The sequence below is a fragment of the Herbaspirillum sp. 1173 genome, from assembly GCF_031455335.1.
Taxonomy (GTDB): Bacteria; Pseudomonadota; Gammaproteobacteria; order Burkholderiales; family Burkholderiaceae_D; genus Herbaspirillum; species Herbaspirillum huttiense.
In genome coordinates, this window is sequence record NZ_JAVDSP010000007.1 from 20,908 (window position 1) to 45,396 (window position 24,489).

The 24,489-nt window shown below is 62.9% G+C and carries 24 protein-coding genes and 1 riboswitch; of the genes, 10 read left to right on the forward strand and 14 right to left on the reverse strand.

Annotated elements, in window-relative coordinates; genetic code table 11:
• Positions 1-109: 109 nt before the first annotated feature.
• The 5 genes from J2X56_RS20325 to J2X56_RS20345 all read right to left on the reverse strand — a co-directional run bounded on the left by J2X56_RS20325 (position 110) and on the right by J2X56_RS20345 (position 4,130).
• Positions 110-262 (reverse strand): hypothetical protein, encoded by a 153-nt coding sequence (locus J2X56_RS20325; RefSeq protein WP_166675556.1) that lies wholly within the window; start codon positions 260-262, stop codon positions 110-112.
• Positions 263-385: 123 nt separating this feature from the next.
• Positions 386-1,012 carry a trimeric intracellular cation channel family protein gene (locus tag J2X56_RS20330; protein WP_034331895.1) on the reverse strand — a complete coding sequence of 209 codons (627 nt, stop codon included), beginning with the start codon at positions 1,010-1,012 and terminating at the stop codon, positions 386-388.
• 81 nt (positions 1,013-1,093) lie between these two features.
• Positions 1,094-1,303, reverse strand: coding sequence for a hypothetical protein (locus J2X56_RS20335; RefSeq protein WP_034331894.1), 210 nt, complete (start codon positions 1,301-1,303; stop codon positions 1,094-1,096).
• A 184-nt stretch (positions 1,304-1,487) separates the two neighbouring features.
• Positions 1,488-3,140, reverse strand: coding sequence for a PAS domain-containing methyl-accepting chemotaxis protein (locus tag J2X56_RS20340; RefSeq protein ID WP_121042826.1), 1,653 nt, complete (start codon positions 3,138-3,140; stop codon positions 1,488-1,490).
• Between the two features lie 396 nt (positions 3,141-3,536).
• Positions 3,537-4,130, reverse strand: coding sequence for an attG domain containing protein (locus J2X56_RS20345; RefSeq protein WP_134135580.1), 594 nt, complete (start codon positions 4,128-4,130; stop codon positions 3,537-3,539).
• 159 nt (positions 4,131-4,289) lie between these two features.
• Here J2X56_RS20345 and J2X56_RS20350 point away from each other — a divergent pair, with 159 nt between their 5' ends.
• The 3 genes from J2X56_RS20350 to J2X56_RS20360 all read left to right on the forward strand — a co-directional run bounded on the left by J2X56_RS20350 (position 4,290) and on the right by J2X56_RS20360 (position 7,422).
• Positions 4,290-4,724 carry a nucleotide pyrophosphohydrolase gene (locus tag J2X56_RS20350; RefSeq protein ID WP_121042830.1) on the forward strand — a complete coding sequence of 145 codons (435 nt, stop codon included), beginning with the start codon at positions 4,290-4,292 and terminating at the stop codon, positions 4,722-4,724.
• Between the two features lie 54 nt (positions 4,725-4,778).
• On the forward strand, positions 4,779-6,347 hold the full coding sequence (locus J2X56_RS20355; RefSeq protein ID WP_209568112.1) for a methyltransferase regulatory domain-containing protein: 1,569 nt from the start codon (positions 4,779-4,781) through the stop codon (positions 6,345-6,347).
• A gap of 250 nt (positions 6,348-6,597) precedes the next feature.
• Entirely contained in the window at positions 6,598-7,422 is an 825-nt protein-coding gene (locus J2X56_RS20360) for a diguanylate cyclase (RefSeq protein ID WP_121042834.1), read from the forward strand.
• 98 nt (positions 7,423-7,520) lie between these two features.
• Here J2X56_RS20360 and J2X56_RS20365 read toward each other — a convergent pair whose 3' ends face one another.
• From J2X56_RS20365 to J2X56_RS20385, 5 genes are all read right to left on the reverse strand, one after another.
• Entirely contained in the window at positions 7,521-8,042 is a 522-nt protein-coding gene (locus J2X56_RS20365; protein WP_034331888.1) for a hypothetical protein, read from the reverse strand.
• Between the two features lie 131 nt (positions 8,043-8,173).
• Positions 8,174-8,596 (reverse strand): DUF2325 domain-containing protein, encoded by a 423-nt coding sequence (locus tag J2X56_RS20370; RefSeq protein ID WP_034331887.1) that lies wholly within the window; start codon positions 8,594-8,596, stop codon positions 8,174-8,176.
• 115 nt (positions 8,597-8,711) lie between these two features.
• Complete coding sequence (locus J2X56_RS20375) at positions 8,712-9,461, reverse strand: YafY family protein (protein WP_166675034.1); 750 nt, start codon at positions 9,459-9,461, stop codon at positions 8,712-8,714.
• Between the two features lie 123 nt (positions 9,462-9,584).
• Positions 9,585-9,956, reverse strand: coding sequence for a VOC family protein (locus tag J2X56_RS20380; protein WP_121042838.1), 372 nt, complete (start codon positions 9,954-9,956; stop codon positions 9,585-9,587).
• A 127-nt stretch (positions 9,957-10,083) separates the two neighbouring features.
• Positions 10,084-11,097 (reverse strand): bile acid:sodium symporter family protein, encoded by a 1,014-nt coding sequence (locus J2X56_RS20385; RefSeq protein ID WP_204726113.1) that lies wholly within the window; start codon positions 11,095-11,097, stop codon positions 10,084-10,086.
• Positions 11,098-11,221: 124 nt separating this feature from the next.
• On the opposite strand from J2X56_RS20385, the gene J2X56_RS20390 reads away from it, so the two are divergent.
• Complete coding sequence (locus J2X56_RS20390; RefSeq protein WP_034331884.1) at positions 11,222-12,070, forward strand: LysR family transcriptional regulator; 849 nt, start codon at positions 11,222-11,224, stop codon at positions 12,068-12,070.
• A gap of 21 nt (positions 12,071-12,091) precedes the next feature.
• Here J2X56_RS20390 and J2X56_RS20395 read toward each other — a convergent pair whose 3' ends face one another.
• The gene (locus J2X56_RS20395; protein ID WP_121042840.1) at positions 12,092-12,490 is read right to left on the reverse strand and encodes a hypothetical protein; all 399 of its coding nucleotides are present in this window, start codon (positions 12,488-12,490) and stop codon (positions 12,092-12,094) included.
• 111 nt (positions 12,491-12,601) lie between these two features.
• On the reverse strand, positions 12,602-14,239 hold the full coding sequence (locus tag J2X56_RS20400; protein ID WP_121042842.1) for a DUF342 domain-containing protein: 1,638 nt from the start codon (positions 14,237-14,239) through the stop codon (positions 12,602-12,604).
• Between the two features lie 267 nt (positions 14,240-14,506).
• Here J2X56_RS20400 and J2X56_RS20405 point away from each other — a divergent pair, with 267 nt between their 5' ends.
• The 4 genes from J2X56_RS20405 (at position 14,507) to mntP (ending at position 18,578) form a co-directional block, all read left to right on the forward strand.
• Positions 14,507-15,436 carry a cation diffusion facilitator family transporter gene (locus J2X56_RS20405; RefSeq protein ID WP_134135572.1) on the forward strand — a complete coding sequence of 310 codons (930 nt, stop codon included), beginning with the start codon at positions 14,507-14,509 and terminating at the stop codon, positions 15,434-15,436.
• 190 nt (positions 15,437-15,626) lie between these two features.
• Complete coding sequence (locus J2X56_RS20410; protein WP_134040273.1) at positions 15,627-16,979, forward strand: DUF6402 family protein; 1,353 nt, start codon at positions 15,627-15,629, stop codon at positions 16,977-16,979.
• Positions 16,955-17,656: a hypothetical protein gene (locus J2X56_RS20415; RefSeq protein WP_121042848.1), complete on the forward strand. Its 702-nt coding sequence runs from the start codon at positions 16,955-16,957 to the stop codon at positions 17,654-17,656. The genes J2X56_RS20410 and J2X56_RS20415 overlap by 25 nt, the downstream gene beginning before the upstream one ends.
• Before the next feature lie 151 nt (positions 17,657-17,807).
• Positions 17,808-17,988: riboswitch (yybP-ykoY riboswitch) on the forward strand.
• An 8-nt stretch (positions 17,989-17,996) separates the two neighbouring features.
• Complete coding sequence (gene mntP / locus J2X56_RS20420; protein WP_121042850.1) at positions 17,997-18,578, forward strand: manganese efflux pump MntP; 582 nt, start codon at positions 17,997-17,999, stop codon at positions 18,576-18,578.
• Between the two features lie 2 nt (positions 18,579-18,580).
• Here the strand turns inward: mntP and J2X56_RS20425 are convergent, their stop codons facing one another.
• Both J2X56_RS20425 and J2X56_RS20430 read right to left on the reverse strand, forming a co-directional pair.
• The gene (locus tag J2X56_RS20425) at positions 18,581-19,501 is read right to left on the reverse strand and encodes a LysR family transcriptional regulator (protein WP_121042852.1); all 921 of its coding nucleotides are present in this window, start codon (positions 19,499-19,501) and stop codon (positions 18,581-18,583) included.
• A 68-nt stretch (positions 19,502-19,569) separates the two neighbouring features.
• Entirely contained in the window at positions 19,570-20,523 is a 954-nt protein-coding gene (locus tag J2X56_RS20430) for a 2-hydroxyacid dehydrogenase (protein ID WP_121042854.1), read from the reverse strand.
• Positions 20,524-20,932: 409 nt separating this feature from the next.
• Between J2X56_RS20430 and J2X56_RS20435 the strand changes: the two genes are divergently transcribed.
• Both J2X56_RS20435 and ilvD read left to right on the forward strand, forming a co-directional pair.
• Positions 20,933-22,375: an MFS transporter gene (locus J2X56_RS20435; protein ID WP_209568106.1), complete on the forward strand. Its 1,443-nt coding sequence runs from the start codon at positions 20,933-20,935 to the stop codon at positions 22,373-22,375.
• Between the two features lie 198 nt (positions 22,376-22,573).
• Entirely contained in the window at positions 22,574-24,436 is a 1,863-nt protein-coding gene (gene ilvD, locus J2X56_RS20440; RefSeq protein WP_121042856.1) for a dihydroxy-acid dehydratase, read from the forward strand.
• Positions 24,437-24,489 lie beyond the last annotated feature (53 nt).

The following is a 24,489-nucleotide window of genomic DNA, read 5'->3' on the forward strand; positions in this document are numbered from 1 at the left end:
AACTCCGCAGAGGGAATACGTAATTCAGAATACAAAATATAGAATGCGGAAAAGAGAAGGCCGGAGTCAGTTTGCTCCGGCCTTCCGTGTCTGTCACCGGGGAAAAATCTCAGCGTGGACCACCGCCTGGTCCGCCATCGCCCCAGCCTCCACGTGGTCCGCCGCCGCCCGGGCCGGGTCCGCAGAACCAGGGCGCGCAGACGCAGCCCCCCAGCGTGGTCAGCAGCAGCGCTGCAGCCAGCAGCGTCGTCAATCGTTTCATGGTCAACCTCATGCAAAGAAATGGAAAGAGATGCAGTGAGGCAGCATTGAACTACGTGAGTCTGCTAAGCGCAGTCAGGCAATTGCAACAAAGGATGTCATTTGCCAAGGGAGGGCGTTCGCTTCAGTCGAAGCCGCGTACGCGCTCCTTGTCCATGCGCGGCAATTCCCAGTGAAAGCGGATCGCCAGCAGGCGCACCGAAAAGCCCAGCAGCAGGGAGCTCAGGGTGGCGATGCGGCCATCGATCTGCCAGTGCAGGATCAGCACATACAGGCTGCCGGTCAGCAGCGACACGCTGGCATAGATCTCGCGTCGCAGGACCAGCGGAATCTCGTTGCACAGCACATCGCGCAGCAAGCCGCCGAAGACACCGGTGACCATGCCCAGCATCACCACGATGGCCGGGTGGAAGTTGTCGAAGCTGCGCGCGATATCGCAGCCAATGATGGTGAAAGCCACCAGCCCCAGTGCATCCACTACCAGGAAAGCGGACTTGAAATGATGCAGGGCGCGCGCCGCGACTGCTGCCACGATCGCCGCGCAGATGGTGAAGCCCAGATATTCGGGATGCGCCACCCAGCCCAGCGGATAGTGGCCGATCAGGATGTCGCGCACGGTCCCGCCACCCAGCGCCGCCACGGTGCCGATGAGGCAGATGCCGAAGATGTCCATGTCCTTGCGGATGCCCATGAGCGCGCCCGAGATGGCTTCGGCGCAGATGGCGATGAGGTAGATGGTATGCAGCAGCATGGCAGGGTCCGGGCTGGCGGTAGTCGCGAAGCCCGAATTATTGCATGGCGCGGTCCGGGCGCCATGCTGCGGCACCCAAGATCAGGCGGAGGTATCGATGATGTTGCCGATGGCCTTGACGCCCGAGGTCACGCTGTCGGCCACCGAATGCGCAGCCGAGGAAACCGCATCGACCGTGGTGTCGTAGGCGCTTTCAATCTCGTCACCGACTTCGGAGGCGACGTTCTTGATGGGCTGGATGATGGTGTTGTAGAAGCTGCTGTTGCCGGAGGAGACCGAAGACACGCTCATGTGAAACTCCCTTGTAGTGGTAGGCAGCCAGCATCCCCCTCTGATGAGGAAGATGCGGACAGGAGTTCATCATAGGCAAGCGCGGTGGCCGTGCAAAGATGCGGACACCCCCTTATCGGGTAAAGAAATGCAATGCCTTGTAAAGCGGTGTAGGCATGCCGCTTGCACGGCGTGCCAGCGGGCCTTACTGCGCCAGTGCCAGCGTGTTTTCCTTCTGGCGCGTGGCAGTGTTCGCGCTCGCAGAGGCCGGTGAGCGCGGGCCGCTGTAGCTGATCTTGAACACCGACATGGCCTGGCTCAGTTTGATCGACTGGTCGCGCAGGTTCTCGGCAGCGGCGGCAGCCTGTTCCACCAGGGCGGCATTCTGCTGGGTGGTTTCGTCGATGGCGTTGACGGCCTGATTCAATTGCTCGATGCCGCCGCTCTGCTCATTGCTGGCCACCGTGATCTCGGCCATCGTGACGGCCATGTTTTCCACCGCGCCCCCGAGGTCGCCCATGGCTTGCGCGGTTTCGCGGACCAGTTGGTTGCCGCTCTCGACTTTCGCGCGCGAGTCGTCGATGAGGCCTTTGATGTCCTTGGCGGCGGCCGCCGAGCGTTGCGCCAGCGTGCGCACTTCCGCGGCGACCACGGCAAAGCCGCGTCCCTGCTCGCCGGCACGCGCCGCTTCCACGGCGGCGTTGAGCGCCAGGATGTTGGTCTGGAAGGAGATGCCGTCGATCAGCCCGATGATGTCCACGATCTTGTGCGACGCCGCGTCGATCTCGTCCATGGTCTTGCCCATGCGCTGCACCGAGTGGCTGCCACGCTGCGCAATGGAGGAGGCCGATTGCGCCTGGCGATCGGCGTTGGCCGCCGAGTCGGCATTCTGGCGCACGGTGGCGGCGAACTGCTCGACGCTGGAGGCCGTTTCTTCCAGTGCCGAGGCCTGCGATTCGGTACGGCTTGAGAGATCCATGTTGCCGCTGGCGATCTCGCCGGTGGAGATGGTCATCGATTCCACGTTGCGGCGCACGTCGCCGATGATGGCGCGCAGGTTGACGTTGAGCTGCTGCAGGGCTTGCAGCAGCAAGCCCATGTCGCCGCGCGCATCGGTATCGATATGCAGGTCGAGATCGCCGCCGGCCAGGCCATGGACGGACTTGATGGCGCGCTGCAAGGGCGCCACGACGCTCGCATGCAGCACCGCCCACGAGCCCAGCAGCAGCGCAGCGCCACCAAGCGTGCCGAGCCACACCGCATAGGGGCTGCCTCCGGCCGTCTGCACGGCACTGCCCGCGACCGCACCGCCGAGGATGAACATGAGCGTGAGCACGCCCATCATCCAGCCCAGCCGCTTGGCCAACGGCAGATCACGCAGGCCCTGCAGCCAGCCGATGAAGCCGGTGCGCGCCACTGCGCCGCGACGGATGCGCAGGCCGCGTGCCTGCCCGCCGACGAAGGCACGATAGGCGCTGTCGGCCGCCTGCACCTGCTCCCGCGAAGGACGCGTGCGCACGGACATGTAGCCGACCGCGCGGCCGTTCTCGCGCACCGGCGTGACGTTGGCCTGGACCCAGTAGTAATCGCCATTCTTGCAGCGGTTCTTGACCAGCCCGTTCCAGGGCAGGCCTTCCTTGAGCGTGGCCCACATGTCGGCGAAGGCCTCGCGCGGCATCTCGGGATGGCGCACGATGTTCTGCGGGGCCCCGATCAGTTCGGCTTCGTCGAAACCGCTGATTTCCACGAAGTAAGGATTGACGTAGGTGATGTTGCCCTGCAGGTCGGTCTTGGAGACGATGGACTTGCCATCCTCCAGCAACCGCTCGGTGGTGGTGATCGGTAGATTCGTGCGCATGCTTGCCCCCGTTGCCCTGACCGTTGCTGACCTTGCGGGGTCACGGTCCTGCCGCTGTTGTAGAAAGCCGCCGTGCTTCGTCCCCAAGCGCGGCGACCCCGTTTTCATACCGGGCCGCGTGCGGCCTGGTGTGGAATTGCGTGTCGGTGTCATGGCGTTCCATGGCATTTCCGCGAAAGATGTGCGACGCCAGCCTGTATCCGGCTTGGGCGGCGCGACACGGAAACCATGATGACCAGAATCTAAACGCTGTACCGCGCTTTCAATCGGTCAAAAAGGCGGGACTTTCCATGGGTGAACCAGAAACGGGAGCAGCATTCCTGCCGGGCGGGGCAGGGGCAATGATGAACGGAAACTGTTTCCGCTCATCATCGTCATCGGCATTACGGTGGTCGCTTATTGGCGCGGCTGTACCTGAAACAGCACGCCTTGCGGCACCAGCTCTACCGAGAGCAATTGGTCGGCCACCACCTCGGTCATGCGCTGGCCGGGATTGTCCAGGGCGACCGTGGTGAGGCGGGTAATCAGGGGCAGCAGCTTGTCCTCGCTGCCGGAGATGAAACTGCGCGCGGCACTGGAGGCGCAGATCAGGAATTCGTCACGGGCACCGGGCACCTTGTTGGTCATCATCACGCCCACGTTGCGCAGCTCACCCTTCTTGTTGAGCGTGCCGATGAGCGTGGTCCGGGCCGGGCCGACCTGGGTGTCGAGCACGTATTCATATTTGCCCGGATGGAGGCGCGACGCGTCCAGCATGTAGAGGTGGGCCATGTGCTCGGGCTCTTCCACTTTCATGTCCCTGAGCACGTCAGCCAGCCGGTTGTTGAAGCGATCGGCAAATTGCTTGGGTGTGAGGCCCAGCGTGGTCTGGGCGGCTTCGTGGGCCGCCAGCTCCTGGTCGATGTGGCGGTCGCAGCCGGTCGCCAGCAGCGTGGTGGCCAGCAGGGTGCAGGACAGAAGACGCAGCGGAGATCGTAAAAGTGTCAGCATGTTCGTCAGAATGTCGTGTGTTGCGCTACATTGTGCATCATTCCTGTGGGATACAAGCTGTCGCAGATCAAGTGTGGAGGCCGGTTTGTGTGGGTTGGTGATAAAGTACCTTGCCGACAACAAGGCCAAGACGACAACATCCAGACCCACGCCAAGCCCATGACCGCTTCCCCCTCCGGCCAGCCCGCTGCTGCCCCCTCCGATCTGCACGAATTGCGCGAGATCATCCGTAGCTTTTCCAGCGAACGCGACTGGCTGCGTTTCCATACGCCCAAGAACCTGGCCATGGCCCTCTCGGTGGAGGTGGCCGAGCTGATGGAGCACTTCCAGTGGCTGCCGACGGGTGCCGATCATGAACTCGATGACGCCGCGCGCGAAGGCATCCGTCATGAGATGGCCGATGTGCTGGTCTATCTGATCCAGCTGGCCGACCATACCGGCGTCGACCTGCGCAGCGCCGTGCTGGAAAAAATGGAACTGAATCGTCGCAAGTATCCGGTTGAATTGGCCCGTGGCAATGCGCGCAAATACAACGCGCTGGCCGGGCCGGCTGCCGGTACCGACGCCGGCGATGATGCCTCCGGTGCCGGCTGAGGCTGGCGCTGTCCTTGCTTTCCTCCCTCTCATGTTCGCTGCCCGGAGCTCGCCTTGACCAATTGGAATGACGGTTACGTCGTCGACATCGCCTACACCTACGGCTATTACCCCGGCATGAATCCGGCCCGCCTGCCGCTGGCCTTCGCCTTCCACGGCCTGCAGGCACCGGCCATCCAGACCGCCTGCGAGCTGGGTTTCGGGCAGGGCCTGTCGACCAATTTTCACGCAGCGGCATCCACCACGCGCTGGTGGGGCAATGATTTCAATCCCTTGCAGGCGGCCTTCGCCCAGGAACTGGCGGCGGCCAGTGGCAGTGGCGCGCAGCTGGAGGATTCCAGCTTTTCGCATTTCTGCCGCCGCGACGATCTGCCGGATTTCGATTTCATCGCCCTGCATGGCATCTGGAGCTGGGTCTCCGAGGACAACCGCGAGATCATTCTCGACTTCATCGACCGCAAGCTCAAGCCGGGCGGCGTGCTCTATCTGAGCTACAACACCCAGCCGGGCTGGTCGGCCTTCATGCCGCTGCGCGACCTGCTGGTGCAGCACACGCAACTGGCCGGCAACGAGGAACGCGGCCTGCCCACGGCCGCTCGCATCGAGGCCGCGCTGGCCTTTGCCACACGGCTCTTCGAGACCGACCCGGTCTATGCCCAGGCCAACCCCTTCATGCGCGACCGCTTCAAAATGCTGCAGCAGCAGTCGCGCAGCTACCTCGCGCACGAATATTTCAATCGCGACTGGCACGCCGAGCCCTTCGCCGAGATCCATCGCCGCTTCTCGCAAGCCGGTCTGCAGTTCGCCTGCCCGGCGCACTACATCGATCACCTCGACATGGCCAACCTGACCCCGGCGCAGCGCCAGTGCCTGGCCGAGATCGACGACCCGGTGCTGTACCAGAGCACGCGCGATTTCATGGTCAACCAGACCTTCCGCCGCGATTACTGGGTGCGCGGCGGGCAGGTGCTGGATGAGCGCCAGCGCGTGCAGGCGCTGGCGCTGCAAAGCGTGGTGCTGCTGACCGAGCCGGACAAGGTGCCGCTGACGATTCAGAACGTGGCCGCCGAGATCACCCTCAACCGGCTCATCTACGAACCGATCCTGCAGGCGCTCTCGGACTACCAGCCGCACACGCTGGTGGACCTGGCGGCCTCGCTGGCGCATCGCAACCTGAACCTGTCGCAGGTGATCGATTCGGCGCTGATGCTGATCGGCACCGGCCACGCGGCCCCGCTGCCTCCCGAGCTGGATGCCGCGACCCAGGCCCAGATCGCGCGCCGCACGGCCGACCTCAATGCCTATCTCCTGCAGCGCGCAGCGCTGGTGCTGCCGGAGAGCCAGGAGGGCGACATCGCTCATCTGGTCAGCCCGCTGACCGGAGGCGGGGTGAAGGTGGAGCGGGTCGAGCAGTTGTTCCTGCTGGCGCGCGATGTCTGCGGCGACGATGTCGAAGCCTGGCCCGCCCAGGCCTGGCAGCACATCGCTGCGCAGGGCAAGCGGCTGGTGCGCGATGGCGTGCGGCTGGAAGCCGAGGACGAGAACCTGGCTGAACTGGCGACGCAGGCGCGGCTCTTCGCGCGTACCAGGCTGCCCTTGCTGCGGGCGCTGCAGGTGGCGTGATGCGCGTGCCGATGCCATGGATGAGCTTGCCGCCGCGTTTGTCGTGAATTCCTCACACCCGGCCTGACGTCCTCATGACAGCGCCCTGACAAGCACGCCTATCCTGCGTGCAGGGCGGCAATCGCGTTGCATCGCAGCGAACTAGCCTGTACGATTTCGCGTGGCCATATTGCCGCCCATCACTGCCGTGCCTGCCGCGCCTGTCCTGCCGGTGCCGAACCTCTCTTTTAGGAAAGTCGGTTTTCAGCTTATGTCCCTGTCCCGTCAACTCCAAACACGCCTGACCCTGTCCGGCACCGCCGCTGCGCTGCTCACCGCCATCGTGCTGACCGCCATGGCCATGAATGGCAGCACGCAGGGCCTGGCGGTCGCTGCCGTGGTCCTGGTGCTGGTGTCGGCCCTGCTGTCCTGGGTGCTGGCGCGGCAACTGCTGCAACCGCTGTCCGGTCTGGAGGCCGGCATGCAGCAGCTGCAGGAAGAGCACAAGCAACTGGTGGAGCAACGCGATGATGCCCGCACCCACCTGGAAGAAATGGAAAAGACCCTGGCCCGCGTCGGCCTGGAAGATGCGCTGACCGGCCTGGCCAACCGCCGCCAGTTCGAGCGCGGCCTGCTGGAAGAATTCAACCGCGCGGCGCGCACCAACCTGTCGCTGGCCATCATCATGATCGACATCGATCTCTTCGATGAATACAACGCCAGCTATGGCCGCATGGCCGGCGACAAGGTCTTGCGCCGGGTCGGCAGCGCCATCCGCGATACCAACGTGCGTCCGGAAGATCTGCTCTCGCGTTTCGGTACCCAGGAGATTGCCGTGCTGTTGCCGGGTTCGCGCCTGGACGGCGCACTGATCGTGGCCGAACGCATCCGCAAGTCGATCGAACAGCTCAACATCGAGCACAGCGCCAGCCCGACCGGCCGCGTGACCATCAGCATCGGCATCGCCGCCGTGGCCCCGCAGCGTCAGGTCGACGAACCCGATACCGTGCTGCGCGAATCGGAAAAGGCGCTGGCCCTGGCAAAGGCAGCGGGGCGCGATTGCATCCGCACCACCGACGATTTCCGCAAGGCTTGAGCTGCATAGCGCTAGCCGCTACCCGCTGCCCCAATGAAAAATGCGGCCCGTGGTGTCCCACCGGGCCGCATTTTTCATGGTTCTTCGACGCTCCGCGTTCAGGGCTGCTCGGGCCCCGGCACCAGGAACTTGGACTTGGCGCAATACATCTTGGCGTTGGTATCGTTGTAGACGATCTTGCTGCCGGCCTGCGACTGCCTCATCGGATAGGCTGAATCATCTTCGGGAGTGAAGCGGATGCCCAGTGCGCCCTTGATGGCATCGGTCAGCTTGACCGGCGTGGTGTTGAAATACGCGCCGATGAAGTCGGCCTGGCTGCTGCTGTCATTGACCAGGAAATCGGTGGCCTGCATGCCCCACAGCGTGACATTGGTGGCCTTGAACCAGTAGGCTCCGCCCTCGGTCTTGTAGGGCGGGCCGAAGGCGGCCACCAGGTAATCGAAGAAATACTTGCTGTTGAGCTGGTTGAGGCACAGCAAGGCATTGCCGACCTCAATGCCGAAGCTGGGTTGTGGCGCGGCCTGCGCCGCCGGTGCGCCGGCCACGGCACCGGCCAGCGTCAGCACCAGCGCGCACAGGCGCGGGCGCAGGCAGGTGCGCAGGCGAGATACGATCTTCAAACGAACTCCCGGAAATTGCCGTCTTGGCATGTTGTCGGTACGGCACGCAGGGCGGGCCGGGGAGTCGATTGTAGGGGGGATTTGAGATTTTTTCCAAACAGCAGGATATTTTTGTTGTCGGCAGGAATCACCTAGCGCTTGCCGCGCAACACCCGGTCGCCGCGGGCCGAGCGTCCTTCCTGCGGTGCTTCGCTGGCGGCCAGGTGGCCCAGGCCATCGAGGAAAGAGGCGATGCCGGTGCCCTTGACCAGCACGCAGGGCTTGCCCAGCTTCTTGCAGGTGCTTTTGACCAGGTGGTAGGCGTTGTGGCTGATGTTGCCGGAGGCGCAGATGACGATGTCGGCGGCGGCCAGCATGGGCGTGAGCCGGTGCAGGTTGTCCTCGCGTCCGCCATCGTGATGCAGGAAGCGCCCGGCGCGGGTTTCGATCTCGGCCCGGTAGTGATTGCGGGCACCGGTCAGGCCGCCGACGCAGAGCACACAGCGGTCACCGAGGGACAAGGCGATGGGGCCGGCCGTGGAGGCCGAAGCGGAAGCAGAGGCAGCAGCACGCATGAAGGGACTCGCAGGAAGTGAGTGACGGTCCCAGCCTAACCCCGGTGCCCCGGCTTGCGAACGAATCAATTTGCAGCAGCATATGCGCTTTGCGTTGGCGCAGCGCCACGCCCGGTCAGGCAGCGGGCGGCGGGGCGGCAGGCGCCGGTGGTGTTGCCGGAGCCGCCGCGGAGGATTGCTGTGCGCGCACCTGGCGCTGCATGGCCCGCACGAAGTCCGGCAGGCGGCGGCCATTGCGGTCAGGATAATGGCCTTGTTCGCTCATCTGCCGGACGCGGTCCAGGCGGAAGGAGCGGAAATCGTCACGCGTTTCGCACCAGGCGGCCAAGAGCCAGGTGCCGCCGAAGAAGGCCAGCGCCAGCGGCCACACCACCCGCTGGCTGCTGCGTTGCTGGGCATCGGTGTAATGCAGCAGCAGTTTGTGACGGCTGTTGATGGCCTGGCGGATGGCTTCCAGCCGCTCGCCCTGGCCGCAGTCGTCCTGCATGGCCGGCGCAAAGAGCGGCGTGGCCTCGACGAAATCGCGTTTTTCCTTGGGCAGGGCCAGCACCACCTTGGCCAGTGCCGAGGCCGCCGAGGCGCCCAGCTGCGGGCCGCCCCAGGCTTGCACCATCCGCATGCCGATCACCAGCGCATCGATTTCATCGGCGTTGAACATCAGCGGCGGCAGGTCATAGCCAGGCTTGATGCGGTAGCCGACCCCGGCTTCGCCATCCACCGGCACGCCCGACAGCGAAAGATCGCGGATGTCGCGATAGACCGTGCGTTCCGACACCGACAGCCATTGCGCCAGCTGGCGCGCCGTGGTGAGACGGCGTCCGCGCAGGTACTGGGTGATCTGGAACAGGCGGTCGGCTCGACGCATGACAGGCAGAGGAAAAAATGATGCGCGCCATTCTGGCACGCATGCTCCCGGCCCGCCACGAACTTCGATGCTGCTGTGCAAGATGCGGGCATGGCGCTGGCCTGGCGAGCCGATCCGGTCCGTTCAATGCATCGCGTGCAAGGCCAGGCGATTGCCTTCGCTGTCGATGAACTGGGCGATGTAGCCGATATCGTTGGGCAGCTGGAAGCGCTCCATGGTCACTTCACCGCCGGCCGCCTTGACGCGGTCGAGCACGGCCTGGATCGAGGGGCCGGCATCGAGGTAGATCAGCGTGCCCTGGCGGGTCGGCTCCAGCCAGCCGGGGCCGGTCAGGCAGCCGATGGACTGGCCGTCATCGCGCACGAAGATGGCCATCGGGCCTTCCTCGGACAGCTGCTCCTGGCGCAGCCTGGTGGCAAAGACGGCTTCGTAGAAGCGGGTGGCGCGCTGCAGGTCCTTGGTGGCGATCTCGAACCAGTTGACTTGGGTTTGCATGATGTTCTTCCTTTTCTTGGGAGGGGAGCGTTGTCTATGCCGGCTGGCATGGAACGCATCATGCGCGAGGGCTACTGACACCGTCCTGTCAGTAGCCCTCGCGCCCGCGGGAAGAAACGGTCAGCAATCAGCGCGTCGCCGCCGCTGGTACGCCCTCCTGCTGCGGGTGCTCGCCGCTTTGTTCACTTTCCTTGCGAGCCGCATAGCGCCGCGCCAGTACCGCGCACAGCATCAGCTGCATCTGGTGGAACAGCATGATCGGCAGCAGCACCACCGCTGCCCCGCTGCCGGCAAACAGCACTGAAGCGATGGGGATGCCCGAGGCCAGCGACTTCTTGGAGCCGCAGAAGACCAGTACGATTTCATCGCCGCGCGGCATCTTCAGGGCGCGGGCGCCATAGGTGGTCGCCAGCAGCACGGTCCCCAGCAGCACCGCATTGACCAGCACCAGCAAGGCCAGCTGCCCCGGCGGGAACAGGTGCCACACACCCTGCGCCACGGCCACGCTGAAGGCGGCATAGACCGACAGCAGGATGCCGCCGCGATCGACGACATTGACGATGACCTTGTGGCGATTGATCCAGTCACCGATCCAGGGACGCATCAGGTTGCCCAGCACGAAGGGCAGCAGCAGTTGCAGCAGGATGCTCAGCACCTGCGACATGCCGTTGGCTTCGTGATGACGATGCAGCAGCAAGGTCACCAGCAGCGGCGTGATGACGATGCCCAGCAGGTTCGATGCAGTGGCACCGCAGATCGCCGCCGGCACGTTGCCGCGCGCGATGGAGGTAAAGCCGATCGAGGATTGCACGGTGGAGGAGAGCGTACAGACGAACAGTACGCCCATCCACAGTTGCGGCGTCAGCAGATCCGGCACGATGCTCTTCAAGGCCAGGCCCAGCAGCGGGAACAGGAGGAAGGTCGAGGCCAGCGTGAGCAGGTGCAGGCGCGGTTGCTTCAGTCCGGACAGGGCCGCCTCGCGTGAGAGCTTGGCGCCATGCAGGAAGAACAGCAGCGAGATGGCCGCATTGCTGGCGATGTGCATGAAGTGCTCGAAGCTGCCGGTGGCCGGGAAGAAGGTGGCCAGCAGCACGGTGCCGATGAGCAACTGGGTGAAGCGGTCGGGAAGAAAGCGGTTCATGGCGCGCTCGCGGAAAAAATGAAGGGACGATTCGGGTTTGCCCTCATGATAGGAAAGCGCACGGCCATCGGGAACCCCTCTGATCACGTTGACTGTCATCGGAAACTCCGATGATAATGGCCTCATGCTCAATCCGCTCTGGCTCCAGACCTTCGCTACTGCCGCGACCTCGTCCAGCTTCACCGAGGCCGGGCGCCAGCTCGGGCTGACGCAATCGACGGTGAGCGACCACATCCGCCGCCTGGAAGAGAGCTTGGGCCGTCGCCTCTTCGTGCGCGATACGCATTCGCTGGCACTGACCGCTGATGGTGAAAGCCTGCTGGTCCATGCGCGCCTGATCCTGCAGGCGCATGCCCGCGCCGAAGCGCAGTTCAGCGCCCCGCGCCTGCGTGGCAGGGTGCGCTTCGGCACCTCCGACGACCTCGCCATGGGCCCGCTGCCGGACATGCTGGCGGCCTTTCGCAGCCAGCATCCGGAAGTCGAACTGGAAATCACCATCGGCCTCACCAGCGAGCTCTATGCCTCGCTGGACCAAGGCAAGCTGGACTTGCTGGTCGGCAAGCGGCGGGCCGGCGAATCGCGCGGGCACAGCATGTTCTCCACGCCCATGCAGTGGCTCACGCGGCCCGATACCTTGGTTGACCTCACCGAACCCTTGCCGCTGATCCTGCTGCCCGAGCCCAGCATCACGCGTGCGGCCACCTTGCAGGCACTGGGCAAGTCAGGCCATCACTGGCGCATCGTCTGCACCAGCGGCAGTCATGCGGGCTGCATGGCGGCGGCACGCGGCGGGCTGGGGCTGGCGGCGTTGCCGCAGCATCTGGCCTCGCGTGATCTTGTGGTGCCGTTGAATCATGCGGCGCTGCCGCGCCTGCCGGATGTGGAATATGTGGCGCTCACCGCGCGGCGCTTGTCGCGGCCGGCGGATACGCTGTACCAGATCCTGATGGCCAGCCGCTTGAGCCGGGGCTGAACAGCACAGCGGGAGCGGTTTTCAGGCCGCCTCGACGATCAGCGCCGGAGCATTCAGTGAACGGATGCGGCGATCCACGAAATAACCACCGGCTTCCATGTAGCGCAGGTAGTGGCGTGCACATTGCGTGCAACGCGCGATATTGCAGCGGTTGTACGGATACCAGGCCGGCGCGATGGGAGCCTCGGGCGAGGCGTAGCGGGTGCCCTGCGGATGGTATTCGGTGAAGGTCGGTTCGTCGTAGGGATCGGCAATGAGCGTGGCCACGTCCACCAGTTGCGTTTCCGGCAGCGACAGCGGCAGGCTGATCCAGCCGCTGCTGTCGGCCGCGCGGCAATTGCAATCGATAGTGATGGCCGCACTGTCGGCCGCCAGGGCGCGCAGTTGCGCCAGGTCCGGATGGGGGAGCAGGTCTTGCATGAGCGGGAGCTATCAGTGCGTGAGCGCGGAACGGCCTGTGGATAACCGAAGTGCAAATGCTATAAACGATTTATCCACAGGCTGGCGGAAAACAAGAAAAACCTTGGAAAACTACTTTTTCGGGTTGTAGCGGATATCGCCTTCGAACAGCTGTGCGGTGCCGCCACCCAGGTCGGATTGCACCGGCCACACTTCGTGCCCGATGCGCAATTCCGTACCTTCGTAGACGGCCTTGGCGACGATGATGCGTGCGTCCTCGGCAGCGACCATGCCTTCCTTCATCTGGCTCACTTCTTCCAGCAGCACCTTGACCTCGTAGGCCAGCGCCTTGCGCTTGTCGCTGGTCTCATGCAGCAATTCGGGGGTGGCCTTTTCGGGATTGAGCTTGTAATAGCTCTGCTGCTTGATGGTGCGATCCAGCTCGGCCACCTTGCGCGTGTATTCCTGTTCCTTGATGGCGATCTTCTCTTCCAGATACGGATCGAGGCCGACCTGGACGCGCGTATGCGTGGTGGTGGACGCACCGATCACGTTGGCGCGGATGATGTTGGTCGCTTCCACGCGGCCGCCGATGATGTGGCCGGTACGCGGATTGCCCTTGCCGACCGTGATCTCGTTGCCGGCCAGCAGCTCGCAGTGACGGGCGTTGCCGAGTACCAGGATGTCGTCGGCAGCTTCGATGTGGGCGCTCTCGGCAAACATCACCTGCACCGATTTCTGCGAACTGATGCGCGAGGCAATGGCGGTGGTGCCGGCTTGCGCGGTGACGCCTTCGCTGTGGCCGATCACGCCGCCCTTGACCGTGACGCTGCCGCCGGCCACGATCTCGGCCGCTTCCACGGTGCCGTTGATGACCACGTCGCCGCCCACATTCATCTTCATGCCGGTAAGCACGTCACCGGAGACGCGCACCGTGCCTTCGAAGCTCAGGTTGCCGGTGGAGAGGTCGACGTTTTCCACATCCAGCACCGGGTTGACCTTCACGCCATTCTTGATGACCGTGGGCTGGCCCGGCACGATGGCCACCAGCAGGTCGGGGTCTTCCTCGCTCGGTTCGGCACCGATGCATTCCTTGGCGAAGGGCACGTCGGCAATCGGCCGTGCCGGCACCTTGCCGCCGCGGATGTCGATGCCATCCTGGCCCGGTACCGGTGGCGTGCGGCGCATCAGCGGATCACCGACCTTGACCAGCAGGATGTGGCCCATGTCGGCATAGGAGACCACGGCATCTTCGTCGATGTCGGCCAGCTCTTCTTCCTTCTCTTCCAGCAGGCTCTCGAAACGGGCCGGCTCGGCAGGCGTGGGCATCAGGCCTTGCGCCACCACCAGCTTGTTGCAGAAGCCGGCCGAGAGCGCGCCGCGCAGCTGCTCGTGCAGGATGCCGTAAGTGATGCCGGCGGCGCGGATGGCGTTGACCACTTCCACGCTCTTGGCGCGGCCACCGTAGGGCGGCACCAGGGTCAGCGAGGCCATCATCAGGTCATCGGACACATCCAGCGAGAATTCGCCATCGCGCCGTTCGGCGATGACCTGGGTGACGGGTTCCTTGGCATCCTCGGCCTTGCGCACGAAGCCATTGAGGACCGAATCCTGGAAAAACAGTTTGGTCAGCCCATGATCGGTCATGGCCTGTTTCAGGAAGGCCAGCGTCAGCGGCGGGAATCCCTGTATGGGTTGCCAGGTGGCGCTCAGTTCGCCGCTGGCCCTGTCGAACGCAAACGACAGCGGTTGCGGAGTTGCTTGGTTCATGCTGTTCCTCGATGTAAGGCTGCACCGGGTCTGTCTCGGATCGCTCGCGTGTCATGGCGCCAGCCAGGTACGCGGGGATGTCTTGTCGTGCGATGGAGGTGCGGGCCGTGATCCGGCGCGTTGCTGACCGCACCGGCAAAAAAGCGGCGGCAGTCCCCCTGACGCAATACGGATGACATTGTAATGTGGCAAGATGATCCAGTAATTTGTTCGATAGCACAAGTTTTGCCAATTTTGGCTCTAGATTAGGCTCTTATCGTTAGTTTTATGTTAAGTACCCAAATAGAAGACTTCAAGGGGGAAGATCCTCGCGATGAGGCATTGAGTGCGGCCCGTTATCGCGCTGGCCGCACCAGTACGCTGGTGAGCATCGTGGTCAACATCGCGCTGGTGATGCTGCAGGTCACGGCCGGCGTGTTCTCCGGATCGCAGGCCCTGATTGCGGACGGCATTCATTCGCTGTCCGATCTCATTTCCGATTTCGTGGTGCTGCTGGCGGGCCATCACAGCCGCAAGCAGGCTGACGACGATCACCAATATGGTCACCAGCGTTACGAAACGGCGGCCTCGCTGGCGCTGGGTGCATTGCTGCTGGCGGTGGGCCTGGGCATGCTGGTGTCGGCGGCCCAGAAGATCCAGCACTATGGCGAGACGCCGCCGGTCCATGTGGCGGCCTTGTGGGTGGCGCTGGCGGCCTTGCTGGCCAAGGAACTGCTGTTCCGCTACATGCTGCGCATCGCCGAGCGCGTGCGTTCCAGCATGCTGGTGGCCAATGCCTGGCATGCGCGTTCGGATGCGGCTTCCTCTTTGGTGGTGGCGCTGGGCATCGTCGGCAGCCTGGCGGGCTTCACCTTGCTGGATCCGGTGGCCGCGGCGGTGGTGGGCTTGATGGTGGTGCGCACCGGCTGGGGATTTTTCTGGAGCGCGCTGCATGACCTGATGGACCGCGCCGTGTCCGCTGAAGAAGGCGAGGCCATCCGCGCTACCATCCTCGCCACGCCCGGAGTGCAGGGGGTGCATGACTTGCGCACGCGGCGCATGGGCGATCTCACGCTGGTGGACGTGCATCTGGAAATCGATGGCACGCTCACCGTCACCGAAGGCCATGCCATTGCCATCGACGCGCGGCGCCGGGTGCTGGAAGCGCATCCTGTGCTGGATGTGATGACGCATGTGGATCCGGTGGAACAATCATGAACGGGGTACCGCTGCATCTGTTTCGTTTCGCTTGAACCGATCCATGAATTTCTCATGCATCAGGTTGCCTGATATGACACCTGGCAAATGGGGGCTACCCAAAACGTTCATTTCTGGCGACCTTCAACTACCTTGAATTGGCTATCTGCCAAGAAATACCATCGCAAATTCTCTTCTTTCGAGAATTTCCATGGGTTCAAGAAAATTACCTTACTTCCAGCTCGATGCTTACTCTCGCGGTTCCGGTGGAAATATTTTGCGCTTTCGTCGCACTGAGCGCGGATGTGTTCCCCTTGATTCCCCTTCGGGCGTGAGTCTGGACCGCCTGCCTCCTGGTCGCGAAAAGAAATCTTCGGTGCCTTCCTCTCGAGAGGGGCAGCAAAAGAAACAACAGGCCCCAATGACGAAAGGCCAAGAAAAAGAGCTGGCTGACCGCAGCCGGAAGAAATCTTCCGAAGTATTGCCTGAAGCGGTATCAGGCCGAGAAGACTCTATCGAGACCTGTGATAAGCCCCCCGTGTTTGATCTTCAGGATGTCCCCATCGCGATGGAGAACATACGATGGCCCGTCGCAGCTGCATTGGCACGAAGCTGGTTTGGTCGGGAGCGACATGTCTATGACGATGACAGTTCTTCGATACAACCCATCGACGATACGACCGTCACCCTGGATTGGGTCTTGGGATTTGGAAAGGTCAGGCAGCGGTATGAAGAGTTGCTTTCCACGGGGATTTACAGCGAAAACAGTTTGCTGGTACTTCGCAAGAAAATCAGCCGTTATCTAAGGGAGGCATTTGCAGAAAAGAGCATGAGCGCAATGAGCTTCAACACAGGCGATCAAACCAAGGACTTGAGACAGTTTGCCAACGACTGGCAATTCCAGTTCGTCGCGGTGTCGACCTCCGATACGGCAAATGGAAATGCCATGTCGGATTTGACTGGTGCTTTGGCCAACTTCAATATCTATGCTGCTGTGGGTAATTTCACAGTGACCGGCGAGCGGTACCATCGATATGACAACAAAGGAAGAACCAAGACGTTTTGTATGGATCCCATCGTGGAGATCACCCACGTCTTCGTCTATGTCAAAGATAACTATTCATTCAATGACGCTGATGGCAAGGTCAAGTCACAGTATCTCGGCCACTGGAATAAAACCGGCGTCATCGTTACCGTGGGTGGCATGTTCAGTGATCGGGTCGATGGGAGATATCTGGCGCAAGTGATTCCACCTACGTGGAATCTTCATGTGGACGTACAAACAGATTTAGGGAGTGCCAAACAAGATCGCAGCGGTTTGCACACTCCCTATCTCACCGATAAAGGAATCGAAATGCTGGTTGATACCCGGCAAGGGTGGATACGCAGGCAGCGCGCGAAAGACATCTATTTTCCCGTGTTCAACCGAACGTATAACGAATGGCGAGAACGGCACGAGCAAGGTGGCGATTTCATGGTGTATTCAAAACCGAAGTATCTGAAGCTGAAACAAGCTATTCGATTCAAGCTGGAGACGCTATGTTGCGCCCCGGAACCTATGTGAGGCGTTTGCTGCTAGGTACCCTTTGCACGGTACTCTTCGTGGTTGCTGTGCCACCGGCGATCCTGATTTTGCTTTTCATCGTCCCACCGCTGTTCGGTGTCAGGACTCCCGTCCTGATGTGGCACCTCAGCGAGGATGCAAGCTGGAATCTCATGGCGATCAGTCAAGCGGGTGCATTGATCATTGCGCTCTTAGGCTTCCTGGCGTGGATCGCAAGGGAAACGTCCGTCGTGGCATCACCCTCTCTGCGACGTGGATATCGGACCGCGACCGTTGCGTATGCTCTGTTGCTTTCGTATGGGCTGATCGTCTCTGCTACCAGTTTGTTCGGCCCGCAATATGGCCGCTGCGAGTTCTACAATTCTCCCACTACGCTCAATGCAGGCCGCAAGGACTTCAACGGCGTTACTTATGAGATCCGGATATGCGGTTCCAATCCGCGCCCCCAGGATGGTGACAATGACCAGCTCGAACTCAGCGTGCTGGACGAGCACGGGGAAACACTGGCGCGGCGGCATTATTCGGTTAATTGGCAAGCCGGTATTTCATTCCATGAGCCCTTGCAATTCGACGATGAGGAGATCATTGCGCCCAATGCGTTTGGGCCGGATATCCGCATCCCGATCCCGCCTTCACGCTTCGATTGGATTCGTGCGCGCATTCCTTTGCTGGACTGAACCATTCACGATCTGGTGCGCGTGCTTGTGCGAGTCGCGTCGTACATTTCATCAAAATGTCCATGTGGCAATACATTGTGTAGCGTACGCCGCAGCATTCTGACGAACCCGGCACGACAACTTGTCTAGCTCGGCCGTCTTCGTTTAAAATCCGGGCTTCTCTTTGGGGAGTAGCCAGCTTCCGGGTCATCCGGAAGAGCCCGTGTCAACATTCTCGGCAGCATCGCTGCCGTGGCGCGGGTAGCCATCCAGGTAGGCGAGACCATAGACGTATCCTGCGGCCAGGCTGGGCGCGCAGGCGCGTCCATGGACTTTTCGCCCGGCCAAGGAATCCCCGCTCATGAATTTCCCCGCTCTCCTTCTCCTCGCGCTGGCGATGTCCACGGACGCCTTTGCGGCCGCCATCGGCAAGGGCGCCGCCATGCAGAAGCCTCGCTTCCTGCAGGCATTGCGCATCGGCCTGCTGTTCGGCGTGATCGAAGCCATCACTCCGCTGATCGGCTGGTTCGCCGGTTCTGTCGCCACCAAGTGGGTCTCGGAATGGGATCACTGGATCGCCTTCGTGCTGCTGCTGGTGCTGGGTGCGCGCATGATCCGCGAAGGCTTGAGCGACGATGATGAGGAAGAAGAGGCCAGTGCTACCCCGCAGAAGCAATCCGTGGTCATGCTGGCCCTCACTGCGGTGGCCACCAGCATCGACGCCATGGCCGTGGGCGTGGGCCTGGCCTTCATCGACGTCAACATCCTCGAAGCCGCGCTGTTGATCGGCCTGGCCACCACCACCATGGTCACCATCGGCGTGATGGTCGGCCGCGTGCTGGGCCACCTGATCGGCAAGCGTGCCGAGATCATCGGTGGCGTGGTGTTGATTGGCGTGGGTGCGGCGATCCTCTATGAACACCTGAGCCGCGCGGGCGGCTGATATCAGGCTGGTGCCGCCGGACGCAGCCTGGCTGCGCGTTCGGCACAGTAGTCGGCGGCCATCAGGCGGAAGGCCGTGACCGCCGGATTGTCCTGGTCCGCACGCCAGGCCATGCTCATCTCGGCACGCGGCACTTCGCCTGCCAGCGGACGGAATTCCACCCGGTCGTAATGGAAGCGCTGGGCCGAGGCCGGCAGGATGCCTACGCCCAGCCCGGCACGCACCAGCGACAGGATGGTGTGGCTCTGGTCGATGTATTGCGTGAAATCCGGTTTGACGTCCGCCGCACCCAGCATGGCCATGATGCGTTCGTAGAAATATTTTCCATGCGTGGGCGAATGCATGATGAAGGGCTGGCCATCGAGCTGGGCCGTGGCGATGCGCTCATGCGCGGCCAGCGCGTGGCCTTGCGGCATGGCCAGCACCAGTGGCTCGTCATCCACCAGTTGCAACTCCAGCGGCTGGCGTGATGAGACCGGCCGCAGGAAGCCGATGTCGATGGTGTTGGCGGTGAAGGCTTCCAATTGCGACACCGAAATCAGTTCGAACAGCACCACGTCGATCTCGGGCAGGCTCTTGCGCGCCTGCATCAGCAGCTCAGGAATCAGCTCATAGCCGGCCGCACCAGTAAAGCCGACCCGCACCCGCCCGGTCTTGCCCTGGCTGGCGCGGCGCACCGTGCTCTCGGCCTGTTCCGACAATTGCAGCAGGCGTGAAGCATCGGCCAGGAACACCCGGCCTTCGGTGGTCAGGCGCACGGTGCGTCCGACCCGTTCAAACAATTGCACGCCCAGCCTGTGTTCCAGCAGATGGATCTGCCGCGACAGGGGCGGCTGGGTCATGTTCAGCAGCGCCGCTGCACGACGGAAATTGAGTTCGGTCGCAGCGACCACGAAACAACGGACTTGAGCCAGATCGAGCATGGGGATTCGCCGGTAAGGGGAGCGTGCATTATAGGCAGTTACGCTCCCGGCCACGGCCATGATCCTGTTCAGGTGGTGAGGCTGCCCTCCGGCCGCTGTCCGGCCAGACCTTGCGCCAGGCTGGCCAGCACCATCTCGCCCATGGCCGTACGCGATTCCACGGTGGCGCTGGCGCGATGGGCTTGCAGAACCACCTGGTCCATTTGCAACAAGGCCGCCGGTACGTTGGGTTCATCCACGAACACATCCAGACCCGCACCGGCGATCACGCCGCGCTGCAGGGCATCCACCAGATCCTCTTCAACCACCAGCTTGCCGCGCGCGATGTTGATGAGGACGCCTTCGCGTCCGAGCGCATCGAGCACGGCGGCGTTGATGATGCCTTGCGCCTTGTCGGCGGCGGCCGCCAGGACCAGCACATCGCTCTCGCGCGCCAGTTGCAGCAGCTCGGCCTGGAAGGTGTAGGGAAGGTCCTCCATGGCGCGCAGGTCGGTATAGGCGATCGGGCAGCCGAAGGCCGCTGCGCGCTGGGCGATGGCGCGGCCCACCTTGCCCATGCCGACGATGCCCACGCGCTTGCCGCTCAGGCGGCGCGACAGTGGAATGGCCGTCGGCGAAGGATGGCGCACCCAGTCACCGCGCTGCACGAAGGCATGGCCCGGACAGATCTGCCGGCTCACCGCCAGCATCAGCCCCAAGGCCAGGTCAGCCACATCTTCGGTCAGTGCGCCGAAGGTGCCGGTCACCGGCAGGCCCTTGCTGCGCGCATGGTTGAGGTCCACCGCATCGGTCCCGACACCATTGACCGCCACCACCTTCAACGCCGGCAGGCGATCCATGAGCGCATTGCTGATGCCGGTGTGGCCGCCGGTGATGACGCCTTCGATCACCGCACCATGGCGCTCGATGTAGGCCTCCTTGTCGTCCTGCTCGAACAGGCGGTGCATGTGATAGAGGCTTTCCAGCTTGTCGTTGATGGCCGGGACCAGGATGGGATTGAGCTGCAGCACGTGGCGTTTCATGGGGGGACTCCTTCTCGTTCGGTGGCAATGCCGGCGGATGATGCGGGCATTCGGGCAGGGCGTCCAATCCGAAAAGGCTATCAATTGATTCACGAAATGGTGACTGATTCGGTATCAGTATCGATTCAATCCGCACATCACCTGATAGCCAGAAAAGATTGGACGCCATGCAGGGCCGCCGCCATGATTCCCAGCGTCGGCCACCGAGACACGCAGGGGCCGCAAAGAATGCCGGGCGTCAACAGATCCCTCAAGGGACACACAACAAAGCCCGCCACCCGCACAGGAGACAAGCATGAACCTGGGATCACCCCGGACCGGCCGCACGCTGCCGTCCTGAGCGCGGCAGTGCCACGCCATTGCCGCCATCCATAACGATAAACACGAGACACGCCCAAGGAGTCCGACGATGAATCACGTCGACGCCGCCGACCCGGTCGGCCGCCGCAGTTCCGCCGCATCCGCCTCATCCGCAGCCCCGGCCGCCAGCGCGTCCGCACCGCTGGCCCAGCAGAAACCGACCCGCTATCGCTGGGTGGTGATGGGCCTGATCTTCATGATCTGGGCCATCGCCTGCGCCGATCGCGCCAATTTCGGCATCGCCCTGCCGTACATGAAGAAGGAATACGGCATCTCCAATACCGAAGCCGGGCTGATCGTGAGCCTGTTTTCGTTTGCCTACGGCATCGTGCAGATTCCGGTCGGGCTGATGTACAAGCGCCTGAGCGAAAAGACCACCGGCATTCTGTTTTCGGTCTTCATGCTGCTGACCTCGCTCTTCACCGGCCTCATGGGCACGACCTCCTCGGTGCTGCTGTTGCAGCTCTACCGCGTCGGCCTGGGTTTGTCGGAAGGTCCGCTGGGCATCGGCTGTACCAACGTCATCAACCGCTGGTTCCCGCCCGAGGAAAAGGGCACTGCCACCGGGCTCTGGATTGCCGCCTCCAAGCTCGGCCCGCTGATCGTGCCGACGGTCTGCATCATCGTCATCCAGCTCTGGGGCTGGCGCGAAATCTTTTACGTATTTGCGGTGCCGGGCATTTTCCTGGCGATTCTGTGGTTCTTTCTGGTGACCAATTCGCCGGCCGAGAATCGCTTCTGCAATGAGGCCGAACGCCGCTACATCACGCAGGACCTGTCGGCCGGTCCGGCCAGCAGCGGCGCACGCCCGGCCCAAGGCGCGCAAGTGACACCGATGCCCTGGCTGGACGGCATCAACCGCACCCGCCGCGTGCCGCGTCTGGAAACGCTGCGCCAGGTCTTCACCTCCTGGAACGTGATCGGCGTGGCCATCGGCTATGGCTGCATGATCGGCATCAGCAACATCTTCATGTCATGGATCCCGACCTACCTTGTGACGGTCAAGGGGTTTGCCTCGGTGAAGATGGGTTTCCTGGCCTCGGCTCCCTTCATCGGTGCGGTGGCCGGCAACATGCTGGGCGGGATCATCTCGGATCGCCTGCTCGGTGGCCGCCGCAAGCCCATGATGCTGCTGGGTGCGCTGGGCACGGCCGTGATGACGCTGATGCTGGTGGAAGCGCCGGACAGCGTGCTGTATCTCGGGGCCATGCTGATGCTGTCGGGCCTGATGCTGGGCATCGGCTTTGCCGGGTATTCCGCCTATCCGATGGGGCTGGCGACCAAGTCCACCTATCCGACCGCGTTCGGCATCGTCAATTCGCTGGGGCAGATCGGTGGGGCTTGCGCCCCCCTGGCGGTGGGCATGCTGCTGGATCGCTATGACTGGACCAGTGTCTTCCTCTACATGGTCGGCACCTCGCTGCTGTGCCTGGTGCTGCTGCTGAGCGTGGTAGAACCGATTACCGTGAGGAAGGCCGAAGAGGAAGCCTGAGTCTCATCTGAGCCGTGAAAGCGCTGAGGGCCCGCCATGGTGCGGGCCTTTTGCTTGCCTGAAGAGGCTATCCATGTTGTTTTGGAATAATATCCAACGGATATTAATAGGCATCGAATTATATATTGGACAAACACTCTCCCCGAAGGCACTCTTGTGCTCCCTTTTTCCCTAAGCAGCCCTGAGGAGACACCCATCATGCCGACCTACCGTTCCTATACCACCACCCAAGGCCGCAACATGGCCGGCGCGCGTGCGCTGTGGCGTGCCACCGGCATGAAGGATGGCGATTTCAGCAAGCCCATCATTGCGGTCGTGAACTCCTTCACCCAGTTCGTGCCCGGCCACGTGCACCTGAAGGACCTGGGCCAGCTGGTCGCGCGCGAGATCGAGGCGGCCGGCGGCGTGGCCAAGGAATTCAACACCATCGCCGTGGATGACGGCATTGCCATGGGCCACGACGGCATGCTGTATTCGCTGCCCTCGCGCGACCTGATCGCCGACTCGGTGGAATACATGGTCAACGCCCACTGTGCCGACGCCATGGTCTGCATCTCCAACTGCGACAAGATCACCCCGGGCATGCTGATGGCCGCCATGCGCCTGAACATCCCCGTGGTCTTCGTCTCCGGCGGGCCGATGGAAGCCGGCAAGGTCATCAAGACCGTCAACACCGACAAGAAGGTCATCAAGCTCGACCTGGTCGACGCCATGATCCAGGCCGGTGACAAGAACATCTCCGACGCCGACGTGGCCGAAGTGGAACGCTCGGCCTGTCCGACCTGCGGTTCCTGCTCGGGCATGTTCACCGCCAACTCGATGAACTGCCTGACCGAAGTGCTGGGCCTGTCGCTGCCGGGCAATGGCACCGTTCTCGCGACCCACGCCGACCGCAAGGAACTGTTCCTGCGCGCTGGCCGCCTGATCGTCGAACTGGCCAAGCGCCACTACGAACAGGACGACTACAGCATCCTGCCGCGCAACATCTGCACCAAGGAAACCTGGGAAAACGCCATGGCCCTGGACGTCTCCATGGGCGGCTCCACCAACACCGTGCTGCACCTGCTGGCCGCAGCCCACGAAGCCAAGGTGGAATTCACCATGGCCGACATCGACCGCATCTCGCGCAAGGTCCCCTGCCTGTGCAAGGTCGCGCCGATGACCAACAAGTACCACATCGAAGACGTGCACCGTGCCGGCGGCATCATCGCCATCCTGGGTGAGCTGGCCCGTGCCGGCCTGCTGGACACCTCGCGTCCGACCGTGCACAGCAAGACCCTGGGCGAAGCCATCGAGAAATTCGATATCCGCGTCACCAGCGATCCGGCCGTGCACAAGCTGTTCCGCGCCGCCCCCGGTGGCGTGCCCACGCAGACGGCCTTCTCGCAGGAAGAGCGTTTTGAAGATAGCGACCTGGACCGCGCCAACGGCTGCATCCGCGATCGCGAACACGCTTACTCGCAAGACGGCGGCCTGGCGGTCCTGTACGGCAACATCGCCGAGAAGGGATGCATCGTCAAGACCGCAGGCGTGGATGAAAGCATCCTGAAGTTCTCCGGCACCGCACGCGTCTTCGAGAGCCAGGACGCGGCTGTGGAAGGTATCCTGGGCGACAAGGTCAAGGCCGGTGATGTGGTCATCGTGCGCTATGAAGGCCCCAAGGGCGGCCCCGGCATGCAGGAAATGCTGTACCCGACTTCGTACATCAAGTCCAAGGGCCTGGGCAAGGCCTGCGCGCTGTTCACCGATGGCCGCTTCTCCGGCGGTTCCTCGGGCCTGGTGATCGGCCACGCGTCGCCGGAAGCGGCCGAAGGCGGTGCCATCGGCCTGGTGGAAGAGGGCGACATGATCGATATCGACATCCCCAACCGCACCATCAACCTGCGCATCTCCGGTGAAGAACTGGCCAAGCGCCGTAGCGAGATGGACGCCCGTGGCGATGCCGCGTGGCAGCCGGGCAACCGCCAGCGCGTGGTGTCGCAGGCACTGCAGGCTTATGCGGCGCTGACCACGTCGGCTGATCGCGGTGCCGTGCGTGATTTGTCGCAGTTGAAGCGTTGATACGTGCGACCTCACTGACCGCGACGAAACGACGCTGCAAAAGCAAAACCGCC

Excerpts from the sequence above, each read along its gene's own strand:
- J2X56_RS20325 (WP_166675556.1), bottom strand. The coding sequence starts at position 262 with ATGAAACGATTGACGACGCTGCTGGCTGCAGCGCTGCTGCTGACCACG.
- J2X56_RS20330 (WP_034331895.1), bottom strand. The coding sequence starts at position 1,012 with ATGCTGCTGCATACCATCTACCTCATCGCCATCTGCGCCGAAGCCATC.
- J2X56_RS20335 (WP_034331894.1), bottom strand. The coding sequence starts at position 1,303 with ATGAGCGTGTCTTCGGTCTCCTCCGGCAACAGCAGCTTCTACAACACC.
- J2X56_RS20340 (WP_121042826.1), bottom strand. The coding sequence starts at position 3,140 with ATGCGCACGAATCTACCGATCACCACCACCGAGCGGTTGCTGGAGGAT.
- J2X56_RS20345 (WP_134135580.1), bottom strand. The coding sequence starts at position 4,130 with ATGCTGACACTTTTACGATCTCCGCTGCGTCTTCTGTCCTGCACCCTG.
- J2X56_RS20350 (WP_121042830.1), top strand. The coding sequence starts at position 4,290 with ATGACCGCTTCCCCCTCCGGCCAGCCCGCTGCTGCCCCCTCCGATCTG.
- J2X56_RS20360 (WP_121042834.1), top strand. The coding sequence starts at position 6,598 with ATGTCCCTGTCCCGTCAACTCCAAACACGCCTGACCCTGTCCGGCACC.
- J2X56_RS20370 (WP_034331887.1), bottom strand. The coding sequence starts at position 8,596 with ATGCGTGCTGCTGCCTCTGCTTCCGCTTCGGCCTCCACGGCCGGCCCC.
- J2X56_RS20375 (WP_166675034.1), bottom strand. The coding sequence starts at position 9,461 with ATGCGTCGAGCCGACCGCCTGTTCCAGATCACCCAGTACCTGCGCGGA.
- J2X56_RS20380 (WP_121042838.1), bottom strand. The coding sequence starts at position 9,956 with ATGCAAACCCAAGTCAACTGGTTCGAGATCGCCACCAAGGACCTGCAG.
- J2X56_RS20385 (WP_204726113.1), bottom strand. The coding sequence starts at position 11,097 with ATGAACCGCTTTCTTCCCGACCGCTTCACCCAGTTGCTCATCGGCACC.
- J2X56_RS20390 (WP_034331884.1), top strand. The coding sequence starts at position 11,222 with ATGCTCAATCCGCTCTGGCTCCAGACCTTCGCTACTGCCGCGACCTCG.
- J2X56_RS20395 (WP_121042840.1), bottom strand. The coding sequence starts at position 12,490 with ATGCAAGACCTGCTCCCCCATCCGGACCTGGCGCAACTGCGCGCCCTG.
- J2X56_RS20400 (WP_121042842.1), bottom strand. The coding sequence starts at position 14,239 with ATGAACCAAGCAACTCCGCAACCGCTGTCGTTTGCGTTCGACAGGGCC.
- J2X56_RS20405 (WP_134135572.1), top strand. The coding sequence starts at position 14,507 with ATGTTAAGTACCCAAATAGAAGACTTCAAGGGGGAAGATCCTCGCGAT.
- J2X56_RS20410 (WP_134040273.1), top strand. The coding sequence starts at position 15,627 with ATGGGTTCAAGAAAATTACCTTACTTCCAGCTCGATGCTTACTCTCGC.
- J2X56_RS20415 (WP_121042848.1), top strand. The coding sequence starts at position 16,955 with ATGTTGCGCCCCGGAACCTATGTGAGGCGTTTGCTGCTAGGTACCCTT.
- mntP (WP_121042850.1), top strand. The coding sequence starts at position 17,997 with ATGAATTTCCCCGCTCTCCTTCTCCTCGCGCTGGCGATGTCCACGGAC.
- J2X56_RS20425 (WP_121042852.1), bottom strand. The coding sequence starts at position 19,501 with ATGCTCGATCTGGCTCAAGTCCGTTGTTTCGTGGTCGCTGCGACCGAA.
- J2X56_RS20430 (WP_121042854.1), bottom strand. The coding sequence starts at position 20,523 with ATGAAACGCCACGTGCTGCAGCTCAATCCCATCCTGGTCCCGGCCATC.
- J2X56_RS20435 (WP_209568106.1), top strand. The coding sequence starts at position 20,933 with ATGAATCACGTCGACGCCGCCGACCCGGTCGGCCGCCGCAGTTCCGCC.
- ilvD (WP_121042856.1), top strand. The coding sequence starts at position 22,574 with ATGCCGACCTACCGTTCCTATACCACCACCCAAGGCCGCAACATGGCC.